Genomic DNA, 16,718 nt, shown 5'->3' with positions numbered 1-16,718 from the left:
GCCTCCCGATTCTTGTCAAGCCCGTCGAGCTTGATGCTCCCGCATTGTCGCCGAACTTGACGTCCGCCGTACAATCATTAGTGTACTAATAAATTATCGATATCTATGGGTTGGGAAATCATGTCATCTAAACTGGTCATTCGAAACATAGGCTTGCTTCTGTCAGGCAAGATCGAGATGCCAATTCTGGATGGAAATTGCATCATTGCGATTGACGGCAAGATTTCACAATGGGGGTATGACAAAGACCTCGATACTGAAGACGCCACCACAGAAATCGACGCCCATGGAGTAGCTCTCGCACCTGGTCTGATTGATAGCCACATACACCCTGTTGTCGGTGATTACACGCCGCGACAGCAGCAGTTGCACTGGATAGATTCGACGCTGCATGGCGGTGTGACGACGCTTATTTCAGCCGGAGAGGTCCACATGCCGGGGCGGCCCAAGGATATTGTCGGCCTCAAAGCGATGGCGATTGCAGCACAGCGATGGTACGAAAATTTCCGCCCTTCGGGTGTTAAAGTTCATGCAGGCGCACCGGTCATCGAACTGGGTATGGAAGAAAAGGACTTTAAAGACATGGCCGATGCCGGCGTCACTCTGATGGGAGAGGTCGGACTTGGCACCGTCAAAGATGGCAAGACTGCAAAGCAGATGGTCGACTGGGCGCGCAAATACGGTATCCAAAGCACGATCCACACCGGTGGCCCCTCTATTCCGGGATCCGGGTTGATTGATGCTGCTATGGTGCTGGAAACCGGCACAGATGTGGTCGGACACATCAACGGCGGGCATTCTGCCTTGCCGGATGATCAAATCATTTGCCTATGCGAAAGCTGTAAGGCGGCATTGGAAATTGTTCACAACGGGAACGAGCGTGCGGCGTTGCTGACACTGAATACGGCCCGAGAGCTGGAAAAACTGGATCAGGTTATTCTTGGCACGGACGGACCCGCCGGATCCGGGGTGCAGCCTCTCGGCATCATGCGGATGATCGCAATGTTGTCGTCACTGGGCAATGTCCCCGCCGAGATCGCGTTTTGCTTTGGCAATGGCAACACCGCCCGACAACGCAAGCTGGATACTGGTCTGATTGAAGTCGGGTATTGTGCCGATTTTGTGTTGATGGATCAGGCGCAGCACGCACCAGGGAAAAACATCCTTGAATCAGTGCAGCTTGGCAATTTGCCGGGTGTCGGCATGACGATCATTGATGGCGTTGTGCGCTCACAGCGCAGCCGAAACACGCCACCTGCGACGCGGTTGCCCGAAGTCTTGTAACTTCAGGTCAGTTTGCGAAGCAACGAAAGGAACGTCCGTTGTTCAGACGACTTGAGAGGTTTCAAAGTCTCTGCAGAAATCCGCACTCCAGCTTTTGCCATTCGGGCAAACAGCGAATGCCCCGCCGAAGACAGTGAAATCAAGGTCCGGCGGCGGTCATTTGGATCAGCTTCTGCAATGGTCAGACCTTTTTGCTGCAATCTGTCTACGACACCTTTGATCGTCGCCACATCCATCGCGGCCAGACGACCCAAACGGTTTTGCGAACAACTGCCTTGCTCCGCAATACGCGCCAAGGCCGCAAATTGTGTCGGCGTCAATCCTTCCAGGGTATAGGCTTGAAAGATCGCAGTGTGGCGCTGATTTGCCCGCCGCAACAGATGACCAATCTGATCTTCCAGGCGGTAATCAGTTTCTTCAGATTGTTCCAACTTTTCCATACTCTGCGCCGCTTGATCACCTGACAACACTATACGTTCAGCGCAACCGAGCTCAACGGTTAACTCGGGCAAGGGTCAACGCAGCCCATCTTTGCCTTCAGCATCGAGGTGGCTCAGTCCGCCAACCCGGGGCAGCGGGCGACCGCTGTCAGTAACGGCGACAGCTACCATTACCTCATTGGCGCGGGGGGCGTCATTCAAGCGGACCTCGATCCCATCAAAATGGCTGCGGACGTAGGCGGCATCCTTGTGTCCAAGTGGCACATCGAGTACCTGCCCGGGGCTACCCATCTTCTTTGATGAGGGCACCAACGCTGCTCCTTTTGCCACTTCGGTGCGCAGGGGAGTCCCCAGTTTTGGATGCAGCAAGGCCGCGGCGTGCTCAAGTTCGCCATTCTCGCCCACCATTGCCGACTTTCCATAGCTCTCGGCTTGTTCAGGTGAAATTCCCAGCGCTTCGACGCATTTACGGCCTAGCAAGGCTCCAAGCTCGGCGCCGGTGTCCATCAGAACGGTCAAGTCTTCGACATATTGGCCTGCAAACGGATTTTCGATCACGGCCACAGCCACCGCTTTGCGGGTTGGAGGCGAGATGGTTTTGCCTGCTTCGCTATGGGTTTCTTCCACATTGACTGCAATTTTGCGTATCTTCGTCATCTCAGGCCGTCCTCTCCTTTGATGTGCCACGCCTCAAGCCCGCCTGAGCGCGAATGAACGCGTGCTCCAGTTGTCATCACCAGTGCAAAGGCCAGCTCGTCGGCGCGGGGGGCGTCGTTACACCCGACCTCCATGCTGTCGAAATGTGAGCGCACATAAGAGGCATTGATATGTGTGATGGGCACGTCCAGTCGCGCGCCAACGCCACAAACCTTTTTTGACGAAGGGACAATGGCATTGGCAGTGCCTAGAAGCTGGCGCATCGCATAGCCGCCTGGTGCGTGCCACAGCGCGCCATGCTCCAGTTCTCCGGCTTCGCCAACAAGCGAGCCCTTACCATAACCTTCGATCTGATCTGCGCCCCCAAGTAAATCGATCAACCTTTTGGCCATGTCCAATCCCAGAGGTTTCAGGTCTTCCATAAACCCCAGAATGTCCGGTTCGTAACGGCCAGAAAACGGGTTTCTTATGATGGCAGTTATTGCCGCGCGGCGAGGGGGAGTGCCGGACACAGGGCCGCCTTCGTGGAAGATCTCTTCGCAAGAAGACACGGTCTTTCTAAGGATGACATCAGGCAATCTGTAAACTCCGATCATCATGGTGGGTAAATGGGGATACAGAACCTGCGACTCGGGTCTGCCCACGCAAAAACATTGCGGCCCCATGGATTATTCTTCTGCACGTCATTTTCTCGGCTGCTTCAGCCCCATTGGACAGGGCGCTGTTGATTTCGGCGCCTGTCAAAGACCCACAGTTTTTAGTGACCAATCGAAGGCCTAGGTCACTGTCATCACGCATCTGGTTTGCCGGGCAGCGACTTATGGCAGGATGGTCCGGCAGATTAACTGCGTTGGCGATCAAGGTAGCCGCTACATCGGCCGAAGCCGCATCCGCTGCCAATACCGTCACGCTGTCGGCGATCCCACAGCTCAGGCTGCGTCCACCAAACCCAGAGGTGGCAATCCCACCGATGGCGTCCTTGGTTCGCAGTATTATTCGACCCAGATCGCGTCCATCAGGTGTTGCCATGGCCAGAGTAAAGGTTTCATCCCCGGTCAAAAGCAGAGCAATGTCTCCGCCGTTGTTCACATAAGCACTTTGAAGGTTGGTCGCCCTGCGCATAGCGCTCAGAACCTCATCTGCGACCGCGCCAGCAACCGCCGCCATCGGTGTGACGAACACGTCCGAATGGACACGCGCGGCGGTGTACATCCTGCGCGCGACAGGGCCCTCAGGGTCTGGCACGCCGGTCACGGGCGTCCGTAATATTGGCAGTTCGTCCACTAGCCGATCCAGCAACCCCTCAAAGCAAGAATGCGCGGCACGAAATGCTGTATCCCGATCACCCTTCGCTCCGATAACCAAATCAATCGGCCCGTGTTGCAGGTGCAAACGTGCTCCACAGGGAAGTATGGCGGCCACCGGGCCCATCCTAGTCCTTGGCCCCCTTGTTCCAGCGGTAATTGCTGCGCGCATTCGGGTCGGGTTGGCTTTCACCTTGGCTGACTTTGCGTGTCTGATCCGAGATAATCTCGGTTACCGGTCTGATTTCTTCCGTATAGCCACCCAGCGTTCCATAGTCGCTAATACGCATCGTAAATTCGATTGGGGCGACCAGGGCGGGTGTCGGGACATAACCAAATGAATTGGTTGGCATATCCAGCACGTCGACCATCACCGTGATTCCACCGCCGGGCCAGACATAGGCCTGTGCGCCACCGCAAGATACATAGGTCAGACTGTCCTTTACCGACTTGGTCAATCTCACGGGGTTTTCCGTCACACCCGCACGTAAGGACCCACCGGCACCGCCCATGAACAGTACTGAACAAACCGAAGGCTCGCAATTCTCTGACACGCGGTTAGCAGAGACCTCTAGCGCGTCCGGCATTTCAGCCGGTTGCGGCACCAGATCTTCGTCCAAAACGAAATAGGCATATTGCTCGCCTGTGGTTGAAATCATCATCAGTCGCTGGCCGGGCCAGGCAACATCGGGCTTGAAGTCATCCAGAATGACAAGCGGGTCCTCAATGTTGGTTCCACCCCAGCCGGTCCCGGGTTCAGCCACTTGAAAATAGCGACCCGGAGTAGAGCGGCGCCCCTTAACACGGATACCCGTGGGGGGTACATCCAGCATTTTGCCGGCTTGATGTTCGCTCAACACACCCGTGATGTGGTCATCTACGACCACTACGTCGTCTACATGGGCAAACCACTGTTTGGCAAACATTCCGATAGCAGCCGACCCACAACCGACGCGCATCAGCCTTTCCTCAATTCCGTTGATGATCGGGGCTTTTCCGGCCTGCACCACCAAAGAGGTTTGGTGTTCCTCCTCTCCGATTGTCATTTCAACAGCGTCGCGATTGCACAATCGCAATAACGCATCACAGGTGACACGCCCCTCTTTCTTGGTGCCCCCCGTCAAATGCTCGACTCCGCCCAGTGACAACATTTTTGAACCATATTCTGAGGTCATGACATGACCTATCGGCTCTCCGTTCACTCGAACGACATCGCGCTCGTGGCCTATGTGGCGGTCCGTGTCGATTTTCACCTTCACCCCGCAATAGGAAAAGATGCCTTCGGTCACGACCGTCACCATATCCACGTCTTCAACCTGCTGGCTGACGATAAAGGGGGCGGGTTTATAGTCGGGATATGTCGTGCCTGCACCAACAGCAGTCACAAAGGGACGGTTCTGTTGAACGATGTTACCGTCCCAGTCCTGAGGGTGCCGTTTGTCGGCCAGAAATGGAACCAGCTTCGCGTCCGATCCTTCGATGATCGTCAAGGCATCCAACCGCACCAAGTCGCCCCCGTGATTGGCATAGCGGTCACACGCACCCGATCGACCTTCGGCGATAAAACACAACACCGGACAGGCATCACATCGGATTTTTTCAGGTTTGACGCGTGGTGTGGTCATTGGCCATTTCCTTGATTGCTGTATGCAGACGGGACGGGGTGACCGGGCCAGTGGTCATTCGCACACCACAGGCATGTTTGATTGCGTTCAGCAGCGCCGGTGCTGTGGGGATCAACACATGTTCCCCCAAACCTTTGGCGCCAAAGGGTCCATGGGAATCCGGTTCTTCGATGATGATCGTTTCAATTGGTGGGATGTCGCCAATGGTGGGAATCAGATAATCATGCAGGTTTTCAGTACGTCCGGGCAAATATTCTTCCATCAATGCCATTCCCAGGCCCTGAGCTATGCCGCCCTGTACTTGTCCTTCGACCAACATCGGGTTGATCGCCTTGCCGACGTCATGCGCGGCAACAAACTTCTGCGGCTTGACCGTGCCAAGTCGCAGGTCAACTTCAACCACGGCCAGATGGGCGGCATAGCCAAACTGGGCATAGGGTACGCCCTGACCATTTTCATCCAACGGTTTTGTGGGGGGGTCATAGGATTCCTCGGCCCGCAGGACATAACCTTCGTCATCCACTTCCATCCCCTGTAATGACAGGATATGCGATGCTCCCTGATCTGTGATCGTGATCTGAGCATCCTCAATTGTGAGCACAGCCCGCTCACTGACGTTCACCTTTTTCAAAATCTGCTCACGCAACACTTCGCCTGACAATTTCGCGGCATTGCCGGACACAAACGTTTGGCGCGACGCAGACGTTTTGCCCGCATCAGGTGTAACATCCGTGTCGCCCCCTACCAAAAAGATCTGACGAACCGGAACGCCCAAAGCAGTGGCAAAAATCTGGGCAATCACCGTATTGGACCCCTGCCCGATATCCATCGCCCCCTGATGCAATACCACAGTGCCATCAGCCCGAATGCCTGATTTGATGGTCGAGGGGTTCGGCAATGACGTATTCCCACAGCCATACCAACCCGCTGCGATGCCAACTCCTCGTCTTAGAGTATCGCCATGGGTGTTGAACTCCTCCACCGCTTTGCGTTCCGCGGCCCAGGCTGGCCGCAAGGCTTCAAGACAGGACCGGATTCCCACACCTTGCTCAAACACCTGACCACAGACCGTCGGAATATTATTGTCCAACGCATTCAAAATGCGAAATTCAAGCCGGTCCATATTCAACCGGTCCGCCAGTTCGTCAAAAAGGCTTTCCTGCGCGATTGCGGCCTGCGGCACGCCGAATCCGCGAAATGCGCCAGCGGGCGGGCAATGCGTGTGGATGCCTGTCGCCTCGGCGCGATAGTCCTTTATGACATATGGGCCAGAGGCATGAACAGGCACGCGGTTCGCCACGGTTGGACCCCAGCTGGCATAGGCGCCGGTGTTAAATAAGCCCTGAAAATTGAAGCCACTGATTTTTCCGTCCCGGGTGGCGCCAATGCGCAACTTGATGTCAGATGGGTGTCGCTTGGTCGTCGACTGCATCGATTCAGTTCGCGAATATGCTAGTCGCACCGGTTTACCTGTCTTGAGTGCAGCAAGCGCCAAATACGGCTGAACCGATAAGTCCAGTTTGGACCCAAAGCCCCCACCTGTAGCAGTTGGAATGATCCTTATCCGGTCTCGTTCCATCCCCAAGATTAGAACGAGTGAGTCCTGGTCCATCACCGGGGCCTGTGTGCAGGCGTGAATTTCCACACGGTCCGCAACAACACGGGCAAATCCAGCCTCGGGCTCGATATAGGCATGTTCGACAAACCCGCTAGAGTATTGCCCTTCGACAATCACATCGGCCCGCGACAATGCAGTCTCAACATTGCCACATTGAACAAAGCCACCACACATGACATTTCCATCCCGACCGTCGTGCAACTGCGGCGCATCAGCGTTTCTCGCTTCGCGGCAGTTTTGTACCGAAGGCAATTCCTCCCAGGCGATGGGAAAATTAGCTGGAACGAATGCGTCGATGGCCTCGACAGTGCCTACTACCGCCGCGACCGCCTCGCCCCGAAAACGCGCCTCTTTTTCGGCAAAGACAGGTTGGTCCACAAAGGCTGGGATCACGCCAAAGGCATTCAGGCCTGGGACATCGCTAGCAGTCAGAACCGCTTCAATCCCAGCGGTATCTTCCACAAACTCATCTATATCCCCAAAGCGAAAAGCTGCCCGTGGGTAAGGTGAACGGATTAGCAAAATCCGAAGAGAATCCGGAGGTGCTATGTCATCACCGAATGCCTCGCTCCCCTTTACTTTAGCCATACCGTCAAGCCGTTCAATAGCGTCTCCGATCTGACCGTCGCTATTGGGAGTAGCCAGAGAGGAGCCGGAGGAAAGAACCGCATCAATGATTTTGCGGTACCCCGTGCACCGGCACAACACACCGCCCAAAGCATTCTTGACCTGCTGTTCATCGGGTGCGGAGTTGGCCCGCAACAATGCCACTGCAGACACGATAATGCCGGGGGTACAGATGCCGCATTGGGCCGCCCCAAGGGCCTGAAAACTATGAGTCAAACGTTTGGCCACTGCATCATGTTCCACTAGCCCCGCTAGCGTTTCCACTACATATCCTTGGACCTGCTGTGTAGGAGTCAGGCAGGCGCAGACCGGTTTGCCATTCACCAACACTGTGCAGGCCCCACAATCGCCGGCATTGCAGCCAACCTTGACGTCACGCGCATCCAACCTTTCGCGCAACGTGTCTGACAGCCGTTCCCCGGCAGCAGGCGTCACGCCAGTTGCCGCACCGTTCAGAGTGAGATGAACAACATTTTGATCTACCGGCTTATCCATGTTCCCTCCCGGCCCGCCGTACTGCCCGAAGGCATTGCTCTGTGGCCGCCTCATACCGAAATGCGCTGCTCCCTCTTATGTCATCGATCGGTGTGAGCGAGGCCAAATGTTCTGGCTTCAAACGGCATTCAGTTGGCGATCTGCCGATGAGGTAATCCTCAATCTCCGTTACCCGACAAGCTACCGCCGAGCAGGCCCCAACCGCCACGCGTGCGAAATCTATCAGCCCGTTTTCTCCGACACCGATCACCGCCGAAGTCATACAAATCGAGATCACCAGATACTCTCGTGACCCCAATTTTTCGAAGACTCCCACTGTATGGTCGGGCGGTGATGGGATGATGATCGCGGTCATCATTTCGCCTGGTTCCAGCATCGTTTTGCGCACGCCCAATAGAAACTCTTCCAGTGGCACCTGTCGGGTCGCCCGCAGTGATCGCAATTCCACCCGGGCGTCCAAAGCCAGCAATGGTGGAACGCCATCAGCAGCAGGAGAAGCATTGCAAAGATTGCCACCAATTGTCCCTGCATTTTGGATTTGGACACTGCCCACTTGGACAGCAGCCTGCTGTAAACCCGCAAAGCAGGTTGGCAGATCTGCATTGGCAATATCGCTCCATGTGGCCGCCGCACCGATCCGCCATCCACCTGAAACCATATCTACATCCGAAAGCCCGGCGATCCGTGTTATGTCCAGCAAATCGCGATGGAGTGCACTTGATGTCGTTGACGGATAGACATCCGTGCCACCAGCGATGATCTCTAAGTCCCGACCAGCGCAGAGTTTAAGCGCTTGTTCCAACGTGGTTGGTATTCGATATTCGATGGGTCGACCTCGAATTTAGAAATTTCATTTGCATACTAATGATATTGCAGGCATTTGAAGGGTGTCAACTCTTTCGGGGTCAGGTGTCGCAGGTAGGCCTCGATTTGAAGGTTGTGCCGCAAACTCAGTCGTGAGGCGAAGAGGGCAATTCGACCTGTCAGGAAAGCCTGGCTTAGAGCAGTTTGCAGAGCTCGCGGGATAATCGTGCCACCTGAAGCCTCCCTCTCGCTTCACGACTGAGTTTGCGGCACAACTCCATAAACCATGTTATCCTGCGCGAGAACCATGTCAGGGGAGACATATTGCCGACGGCTGAACTGAACGGCGCGCGTATTCACTTTACCGACACTGGCGGAAAAGGTGCGCCTATCGTGTTTTCGCACGGTCTGCTTTTTAGCGGCGCAATGTTCGAGGCACAAGTAGCGCATTTTAAGGGCCGCTATCGCTGCATTACCTTTGACCATAGAGGGCAAGGAAACAGCGGTGTAACCAAAGTTGGATACGATATCGAAACGCTGACAGATGACGCGGCGGCGCTCATCAATCATTTGGATATTGCACCTTGTCATTTCGTTGGTTTGAGCATGGGCGGATTTATCGGTATGAGATTGGCAGCGCGGAAGCCAGGATTGCTTAGAACACTAACACTGCTCGAGACCTCCGCCGATCCTGAACCGACTGAGAACGCTCCGAAATACCGAATGCTGAATTTCGTGGCTCGCTGGATCGGGCTATGGGCCGTAATCAGCCGCGTCATGCCTATCATGTTCGGCGATACGTTCTTGAACGATCCCGCTCGTGCAAAAGAACGGAAGAGATGGGCGAAGGCAATCACCAGAAATCACCGTATTGGTATCACCCGCGCAGTCATGGGTGTGATCGAAAGGGAAGGCTGTGCTGGCATTTTGGATAGTATTGACATACCAGTTAGCATTGGTGTCGGGGATGAGGACGTCGCAACGGTCCCTGAAAAATCCGAGCGTATACAAAGAAGGATAAAGCGATCAGAACTGGTCGTTTTTGAAGGTGCGGGGCACTCTTCATCCATTGAAACACCTGAGCAAGTGAATGATTTAATCGAGCGAGTGATCCAGCATTAGACCAGCCAAAGCGTCAGTCCGTCGAGGTTCATCGGCAGGTTTTACCCCTACCTGTTTCTTGATGCAAAAATCTTCGCTGCGATCAGTTCTAATGGCAGGTCTTCTCTCTGCAATTCACAACCAGATTTTTGGCAAACGCTGCATTTTGATCGCAACGAGCGCACGCGGCGAGAATCTGCCACTTCTGCTGTGGGCTCGAAGCGGACCTTATCGTCGGCTTTTTGTAGGAACGAAGCGCATCGTCGGGCGTTGTGCGGCTTCACGAAGGGTTTGACGTAGGCTGGCGGGAGGAGCCGGCCTCACGCCCCGGCTTGCCAATCTCACGACCCAAAAATGCGCGCTGCCACAGGTATCCATCGCAACGACGCACGGTGGCAGCTGGCTGAAAACTCCAACATCTGCACTCGCCCTAACTTCTTGCGCAGAACAGACTACCCCGAAGCCTCCGCTACGTGCACCTGAAATACATTCTTCGCCAGATCGAGCCCGAGCGTGACAATCTCCGACATGGCCATCCTCCTTTTGTGGATCGTCGCAGGCTCACCTTGGCACTTCGATGCCGCCGGGGGGAGGCGGTCACACCATCAATGCCAGTGGGTACCCATTCATCCCGCCGAGCTTGATGTGCGGTGACCACAAAAGACTGCTTATTTTGACCCACATTTTTTCTGGCCGCGGTGGGTAGCGCTGAAAGTGATGCCGTTCTCAGGCCGCCTGAACGGGATGCGTCTCGGTCAGAATGGCATAGAGCTTGGCAGGGTCCAGATTGGCCCTGAGCTTGTTGCAGATCGACTGGTCCCGCAAAGTGCGGGAGACCAGTGCCAGCGCCTTGAGGTGGTCGACGCCCGCGTCTTCAGGTGCAAAAAGCGCAAAGGCGATATCGACGGGTGCCCGGTCCACCGCCCCGAAGTCGATCGGTTTTTCCAGCAGAATGAACACGCCCGATACTTGGTCGAGCGTTGACAGGCGGGCATGGGGCAGCGCCACGCCATGCCCAACGCCGGTTGGCCCAAGGCTTTCGCGTTCCAGCAAGGCTTCGACAGTTGTTTCTGGATCTTGCCCAAGTGTGGCGAATGCCAAATCAGCGATCTCCTGAAACAAACGCTTCTTGCTCGAAGCCGTTGAGAATACCCTCACAGCTTCGGGTCTGAGGATGCTTGAAAGCTCCATCTGTGCTTGCTCCACATTTTGTGTCACCGCATGCGGTGACACCTTTGTTCGTTTCTTGCCTATTACGGGTCGATCCAGCCGATATTGCCGTCTTCGCGGCGATACACGACGTTCAACCCGTCTTTGTTCTCGTTCCGAAACACCAGCACCGGGGCGCCCGCCAGTTCCATCTGCATCACCGCCTCACCTACCGACAGGGATGGAATCTGCGTTTCCATTTCCGCCACAATGATGGGTTGCAGCGACGCGGGTTCTGCAGCCTCGCCCGATTCTTCGGAAGCGAGGATATAGGACGATGCCCCGAAAAGTTCAACCGGCTCAGAGCGATCCTTGTGGTGGTCCTTCAACCTGCGCTTGTATCTGCGCAGCTGGGTTTCCATCTTGGCGCAGCATCCCTCAAATGCTGCATAGATTTCAGTAGCATGGGCCTTGGCCTGGGCGGTTAGACCGGTCGACAAATGCACCGTGGTTTCGCATACATATTCATGCGCCGAGCGCGAAAACACGACATTGGCATCGGTTGGGCGCTGGGCATACTTCTGGATGACCTCGCCAAGTTCCGTCTGCACATGACTCTGCAGAGATTCGCCAATATCAATCTGTTTTCCGCTGATCTGGTAACGCATGTGATCTCCTTCACAATTCACGCCCGTGTTCACACCGAAAACCGGTGTGTCGTTACTTACGGGCGGTGGGGTCAGGCATGGCGTGCGGTTCATGAGCGGTTTTCCCCCCGAGGAAGGGACACCTGGAACCCATGATAAAGCACAGCTCTGCCATGTCCCAATTGAGGCAAGAGACAGTCGGAGAGTCAATGGCATCCGGTTCGAAAAGGGCAGATTTCGTCGCTTGATTTCGGCAGACTTTCTCAGATCACGTTATGCGGAAGTTCTCGCCAAGGTAGACTCGGCGCACGTTCTCATTGTCGACCACTTCGGCCGGCGTGCCCGACATCAAAACCTGTCCGTCATGCAGGATATAGGCGCGGTCCACGATCTCGAGCGTTTCGCGCACATTGTGGTCGGTGATCAGAACGCCGATCCCGCGTTTCTTAAGGTCGGCGACCAGATGCCGGATATCTCCGACGCTGATCGGGTCGACCCCGGCAAAAGGCTCGTCCAGCAGCAGGTATTTGGGTTTGGCCGCCAGGCAACGGGCAATTTCGACCCGCCGCCGTTCCCCGCCCGACAGTGCCAGCGCGGGTGCGCGGCGCAGGTGTTCGATCGAGAAATCCGACAGCAGCTCTTCCAGCCGCTCCTTGCGCTTGTGGCCGTGTTTCTCTGCCACGTCGAGCACGGCCGAGATATTGTCCTCGACGCTCAGACCGCGAAAGATCGACATTTCCTGCGGCAGATACCCAATGCCGAGGCGGGCGCGGCGATACATCGGCAGGGTGGTGACGTTCTGGCCATCGATGGTGACGGTTCCGGCCTCGGGAAAGACCAGCCCGGCGATGGCGTAGAACGTTGTTGTCTTGCCCGATCCGTTCGGCCCCAACAGGGCAACCACCTCGGACCGGTCCAGCGACATCGAGACGTCGCGGATCACCGTGCGCTTGCTGTAGGATTTGCGCAGCTTCTCGATCTTGAGGCCGGATTTGCCCTCGGTCACTGTCAGATCGGCCCGTGCCATCAATCGCCTTCCGGTTTCAGGATGGTTTTGACGCGCCCTGCCATCTGCGCCGTGCCGGTCACCAGATTGACCACCATTTCGTTCGAGGTAACCGTGTTCTGGCCTTGCGTCAGCAGCACATCGCCGGTCATGACTATGACGCCGGTTTCAATCGTGTAATCGGCCCGGTCTGCCTGGGCGGCGTCTGGTCCGCTGACCAGCACGACATCACCGGTTGCCTCCATCCGCTGGATGCCGGACTTTTCTTGCTCATAGATCACTAAGACCCGCTTGGCGGAGAGGCGCATCTCGCCCTGCGAGATGAAGACATTGCCGGTGAACTCGGCCGAGCCGTCCTCCTGATTGACATCGAGATTGTCGGCAGTCACCTCGACCGGCAGGCTCGGATCAGCCTTGACCGCGCCAAAGGCGACATTGGCACCCTGTGCCACAGCCGCAGCCCCGAAAAGGGCAAATGACAGGATCAGGAACAGGGTACGCAAATGGTTCACAGCTTATCTTTCGGATTTCTTAGGGTCGTATAACAGCTTAACGCCGTTTGTGAAAAGAACATGGATGGGGCCGCCGACTTTTTTCGGGCCCAACTCCATGCTTCCGGCGGTAAATTCCCCGATCGGGCCGTGGCCCTCGACCTCGCCCGGAGCGCTGCCGGCCACTTCGCGGGTCGAGGTGCTGAGTAGATCCGTCGTCACTTCAAGCCCGTCGGCGGTGGTGATGACCACGTTCCCGGTAAATGTTGCCATCTCGGTTTCCATCGACAGGTGGCCGGTGTTTGAGGTCAGGTTGATATGACCGCCGTTGTTCAGCGTCAGCAGCGCGCGCAGGTTGCGGGCCTCGGCAGGGCTGTAGGTGCCGCCGGGGCTTACCGAATCGGCGGTGAACTGGATCTCCTCACCCTTGTCGGTGACGCCGCTGAAAAACGGTTCGGTGATCTGCTGGTCGCGGATGCGCTCGATCACATCGCCTTCGGCGAAGGGGATTGTGGATTCGGGATCGACACTGTCGGACAGCAGGAAAAGGGTAGACAACAACCCCAATGCCGCAAGCGGCAGCAGCACCTTGAAGAGCTGCACCAGACGGGAATGGCTGTCCACGTTGCCGCCCCTCAGCCCAGACCGACGCGCAAGCAGTCGTGGATCTTGATCAGGCCGCGCGCAGTCTGGTCACGTTCGGGGTCGACCACGAACAGACAGGTGATCGTGCGCTGATCCATGATCGCGACAGCCTCTTCGGCGAGCGACTCCGGCGAGATTGTCGTTGGGTCTTCGGTCATCACGTCGCTGGCCTTGCGGGTTAACAGCCCGTCCATGTGGCGCCGCAGGTCACCGTCGGTAATGATGCCTAGCAGCGCGTTGTCAGACCCGGTCACACCGGCCACACCAAAGCCCTTCTGGCTCATCTCGAGCAGCACGTCGCTCATATTGGTATCCGCCGGGACCAGGGGCAGGTCCTCGCCGGAATGCATCAGATCACTGACCTTGCTCAACCGTGCGCCCAGTTTGCCGCCGGGATGGAAGTCGCGGAAATTCTCGGGCCGGAAATCGCGGTATTTCATCAGGGCAATCGCCAGCGCGTCCCCCATCGCCAGCGTCAGCGTGGTCGATATCGAGGGCACGATGCCATAACCGCAAGCCTCGCCCAACGACGGGATCAGCAAATGCACATCCGCCTCCTTCATCAGCGTGCTTTCCGGCTTGCTGGACAACCCGATCAGCGGAATGCCGAAGCGGCGGGTGAAGGCCAGAAGATTGGCAAGTTCCGGCGCCTCGCCGGAATTCGAGATCGCCAGCACCACGTCGCCCTTCGACAACATGCCCAGATCGCCATGGCTGGCCTCGGCCGGATGCACGAAATAGGCGGGGGTGCCGGTACTGGCCAGTGTTGCCGCGATCTTGTGTCCGATATGGCCCGATTTGCCGATGCCGCTGACGATCACCCTCCCGGTCGCGTCAAGGATCATCTGCACCGCTTGTTCAAAGCGCTCGTCCAGCCCGTCGCAAAGCACTTCAAGCGCTTTCGCTTCATCCAGAATGACTTGCCGTGCGGTGGTCAGAAGGGTTTCGGTCATGAGTGTGCAAAAATATCCGTTTCAGGCCACCCGGCCAGATCCAGCCGGGCGCGGGTGGGAAGAAAGTCGAAGCAGGATTGCGCAACGTCGCTGCGTCCCTCGCGGTCAAGCCGTTCATTCAGCCTGTCGCGTAGCTGATGCAGGTAAAGGACATCCGAGGCCGCATAGTCCAGCTGCGCATCGCTCAGCGTCTCGGCCCCCCAGTCGCTCATCTGCTGCTGCTTCGAGATATCGATGCTCAGCAGTTCCTGACACAGGTTCTTGAGCCCGTGCCGGTCGGTATAGGTGCGGATCAGGCGGCTGGCGATCTTGGTGCAATAGACAGGTGCCGCCAGCGCGCCAAACGCGTGATACATCGCGGCAATGTCGAACCGCCCGAAATGAAACAGTTTCAGTACCTTGGGATCGGTCAGCATGGCGCAGAGATTGGGTGCTTCTGTCTGGCCCTTCTCGACCTGGATGATATGCGCATTTCCATCGCCGCCCGACATCTGAATGACGCAGAGCCTGTCGCGATGCGGGTTCAGCCCCATGGTTTCGCAGTCGATGGCTACCACCGGCCCAAGGTCCAGCCCGTCGGGCAGATCGTTTTTATAGAGATGATTTGCCACCGGCGGGTCCTTCGTTACATACCCGGCCCGAGATAGGGTGTTTTCTCCCCGAACTCAACCGGGCCGATCATTGTCAGACGGGTCTGGATAGGGCAAGTGGCGGCCATGATCGGAAATGATCAGGAAGACGTCCGCCCGGTCTAGCACCGGGGCCAGAGCGCGCGTGGCCTGATGGGTCAGCTGATCAGCCTCGGTGCCCGAGAGAGCTCGGACAGGTTTGAGGTAGATCGCCACCTGGTAGGACCGGCCCAGCTTGCTGAGCGCAAGGTCGATCACCTCGCCCGGCCAGTCCGCCATCACCCCTCGCAAGGCCCGGCGCGCCTTGACGACTTCCGACGGCGGTGCGGTGGCCCCGGCAAGCTCGGCCAGCCCGTTGGTGAAACTGGTCCAGTAGGTAGTGATCGCAAAGCTGCATAACAGAATGACGATCAGTGAGTCTCCGATTGGGGTGATTGGCGCAAGCACGCTGTCACGCAGGTAATAGACAGCGATCAGGCCAATCCCGGCCACCATGGTGACCGCGCCGTCAAAGGCGGCAGAGCTGGCCTCGATCCTCAGCATGCCGCTGACCTTTCCGCCCTTGCGCCAGGCCATGTAGTGAAACGCCCAGAGCGCCAGACATGTGGCACTAATCCCCAGGAAATAGATGATGACCGGCCCCATCTGGACCTCGGGAATGGGCTTGCCGATCAGATAGGCGTAGATCCGCGTGGCCGCCCCGAGGATCGCGAAGATCACCACACCCAGCAGGGATAGGGCGCGGAAGGTGGTAAAGATTGCCTCATCTGCCGCATAGCCCCAGGGACGGTGCCGGTCGGGAATGGCATCGACGCGCTTGCGGATCCGCAGGGCGAAATAGCCTGCAACAAATCCCACCAGCGAGAACAGTCCATCCACCAGTATGGCCTGCGAATTTGACAGCACCGCCGTAATCACTCCGGCGGCGCCCATCAGCAGGTTCGCGACCATGCTGAGGCGAAAGGCGCGGGCCTCGCTGCGCGCGGCGTTCGTGGCGTGAGACATCGGAACCTCTCGGTTGGGCGGGTTTGCCCGTATCAATCCGCGAAACATGCGCCCGGTCAATCTGATAGCGCGTCTGTCGGGCCTGACGATCACGTAAGAATGATGTTGAGTTGCGCGGCTATCTGCCGATGCTTGCCCCATTCCGCTTGAGCCGGTTGCGGTTCGGCGTGATATAACATGGCAGAAACATAGTCCCGCGCCAAAAACTGGCGCACCGAGCAGAAAGTGACCCGTTCCA

The 16,718-nt window shown here is 56.9% G+C and carries 17 protein-coding genes and 1 pseudogene; 2 read left to right on the top strand and 16 right to left on the bottom strand.

Annotated features, from left to right (window positions below; genetic code table 11):
• Positions 1-120: 120 nt before the first annotated feature.
• A complete protein-coding gene (locus tag AB1E33_RS08280; RefSeq protein WP_372576794.1) occupies positions 121-1,284 on the top strand; it encodes an amidohydrolase family protein in 1,164 nt (387 codons plus the stop codon).
• 2 nt (positions 1,285-1,286) lie between these two features.
• On the opposite strand, the gene AB1E33_RS08275 is transcribed toward AB1E33_RS08280, so the two are convergent.
• The 7 genes from AB1E33_RS08275 to AB1E33_RS08245 all read right to left on the bottom strand — a co-directional run bounded on the left by AB1E33_RS08275 (position 1,287) and on the right by AB1E33_RS08245 (position 8,864).
• The gene (locus AB1E33_RS08275) at positions 1,287-1,724 is read right to left on the bottom strand and encodes a MarR family winged helix-turn-helix transcriptional regulator (RefSeq protein WP_372576793.1); all 438 of its coding nucleotides are present in this window, start codon (positions 1,722-1,724) and stop codon (positions 1,287-1,289) included.
• Between the two features lie 75 nt (positions 1,725-1,799).
• Complete coding sequence (locus tag AB1E33_RS08270) at positions 1,800-2,381, bottom strand: amino acid synthesis family protein (RefSeq protein ID WP_372576792.1); 582 nt, start codon at positions 2,379-2,381, stop codon at positions 1,800-1,802.
• The gene (locus AB1E33_RS08265; RefSeq protein ID WP_372576791.1) at positions 2,378-2,959 is read right to left on the bottom strand and encodes an amino acid synthesis family protein; all 582 of its coding nucleotides are present in this window, start codon (positions 2,957-2,959) and stop codon (positions 2,378-2,380) included. Before AB1E33_RS08265 ends, AB1E33_RS08270 begins: the two co-directional genes overlap by 4 nt.
• The gene (locus AB1E33_RS08260; protein ID WP_372576790.1) at positions 2,952-3,812 is read right to left on the bottom strand and encodes a UPF0280 family protein; all 861 of its coding nucleotides are present in this window, start codon (positions 3,810-3,812) and stop codon (positions 2,952-2,954) included. Before AB1E33_RS08260 ends, AB1E33_RS08265 begins: the two co-directional genes overlap by 8 nt.
• A gap of 1 nt (position 3,813) precedes the next feature.
• Positions 3,814-5,310 carry a 6-hydroxynicotinate reductase gene (locus tag AB1E33_RS08255; RefSeq protein WP_372576789.1) on the bottom strand — a complete coding sequence of 499 codons (1,497 nt, stop codon included), beginning with the start codon at positions 5,308-5,310 and terminating at the stop codon, positions 3,814-3,816.
• On the bottom strand, positions 5,285-8,050 hold the full coding sequence (locus AB1E33_RS08250) for a molybdopterin-dependent oxidoreductase (protein ID WP_372576788.1): 2,766 nt from the start codon (positions 8,048-8,050) through the stop codon (positions 5,285-5,287). Before AB1E33_RS08250 ends, AB1E33_RS08255 begins: the two co-directional genes overlap by 26 nt.
• Complete coding sequence (locus AB1E33_RS08245) at positions 8,043-8,864, bottom strand: FAD binding domain-containing protein (protein WP_372577264.1); 822 nt, start codon at positions 8,862-8,864, stop codon at positions 8,043-8,045. Before AB1E33_RS08245 ends, AB1E33_RS08250 begins: the two co-directional genes overlap by 8 nt.
• Positions 8,865-9,178: 314 nt before the next feature.
• On the opposite strand from AB1E33_RS08245, the gene AB1E33_RS08240 reads away from it, so the two are divergent.
• The gene (locus tag AB1E33_RS08240) at positions 9,179-9,976 is read left to right on the top strand and encodes an alpha/beta fold hydrolase (RefSeq protein ID WP_372576787.1); all 798 of its coding nucleotides are present in this window, start codon (positions 9,179-9,181) and stop codon (positions 9,974-9,976) included.
• A gap of 216 nt (positions 9,977-10,192) precedes the next feature.
• Here AB1E33_RS08240 and AB1E33_RS08235 read toward each other — a convergent pair.
• The 9 genes and pseudogenes from AB1E33_RS08235 to AB1E33_RS08195 all read right to left on the bottom strand — a co-directional run.
• Positions 10,193-10,485 (bottom strand): annotated as a pseudogene (locus AB1E33_RS08235) (IS110 family transposase); the annotation flags it as partial.
• A gap of 196 nt (positions 10,486-10,681) precedes the next feature.
• On the bottom strand, positions 10,682-11,146 hold the full coding sequence (locus AB1E33_RS08230) for a PTS sugar transporter subunit IIA (RefSeq protein ID WP_372576786.1): 465 nt from the start codon (positions 11,144-11,146) through the stop codon (positions 10,682-10,684).
• 62 nt (positions 11,147-11,208) lie between these two features.
• Positions 11,209-11,772: a ribosome hibernation-promoting factor, HPF/YfiA family gene (gene hpf, locus AB1E33_RS08225; RefSeq protein ID WP_372577263.1), complete on the bottom strand. Its 564-nt coding sequence runs from the start codon at positions 11,770-11,772 to the stop codon at positions 11,209-11,211.
• Between the two features lie 247 nt (positions 11,773-12,019).
• The gene (gene lptB / locus AB1E33_RS08220; protein WP_372576785.1) at positions 12,020-12,778 is read right to left on the bottom strand and encodes an LPS export ABC transporter ATP-binding protein; all 759 of its coding nucleotides are present in this window, start codon (positions 12,776-12,778) and stop codon (positions 12,020-12,022) included.
• Entirely contained in the window at positions 12,778-13,269 is a 492-nt protein-coding gene (lptA, locus tag AB1E33_RS08215) for a lipopolysaccharide transport periplasmic protein LptA (RefSeq protein WP_372576784.1), read from the bottom strand. The genes lptB and lptA overlap by 1 nt, the downstream gene beginning before the upstream one ends.
• A 3-nt stretch (positions 13,270-13,272) precedes the next feature.
• Positions 13,273-13,872 carry an LPS export ABC transporter periplasmic protein LptC gene (gene lptC / locus AB1E33_RS08210; protein ID WP_372576783.1) on the bottom strand — a complete coding sequence of 200 codons (600 nt, stop codon included), beginning with the start codon at positions 13,870-13,872 and terminating at the stop codon, positions 13,273-13,275.
• An 11-nt stretch (positions 13,873-13,883) separates the two neighbouring features.
• Positions 13,884-14,846 carry a KpsF/GutQ family sugar-phosphate isomerase gene (locus AB1E33_RS08205; protein ID WP_372576782.1) on the bottom strand — a complete coding sequence of 321 codons (963 nt, stop codon included), beginning with the start codon at positions 14,844-14,846 and terminating at the stop codon, positions 13,884-13,886.
• On the bottom strand, positions 14,843-15,457 hold the full coding sequence (locus tag AB1E33_RS08200) for a ribonuclease D (protein ID WP_372576781.1): 615 nt from the start codon (positions 15,455-15,457) through the stop codon (positions 14,843-14,845). The genes AB1E33_RS08205 and AB1E33_RS08200 overlap by 4 nt, the downstream gene beginning before the upstream one ends.
• A gap of 54 nt (positions 15,458-15,511) precedes the next feature.
• On the bottom strand, positions 15,512-16,480 hold the full coding sequence (locus tag AB1E33_RS08195) for a cation efflux transmembrane domain-containing protein (protein WP_372576780.1): 969 nt from the start codon (positions 16,478-16,480) through the stop codon (positions 15,512-15,514).
• Between the last annotated feature and the right edge of the window lie 238 nt (positions 16,481-16,718).

Source organism: Ruegeria hyattellae (assembly GCF_041537925.1).
In the GTDB taxonomy this organism is placed as follows: Bacteria; Pseudomonadota; Alphaproteobacteria; order Rhodobacterales; family Rhodobacteraceae; genus Ruegeria_C.
This window is presented reverse-complemented; position numbering and strand designations above follow the sequence as displayed.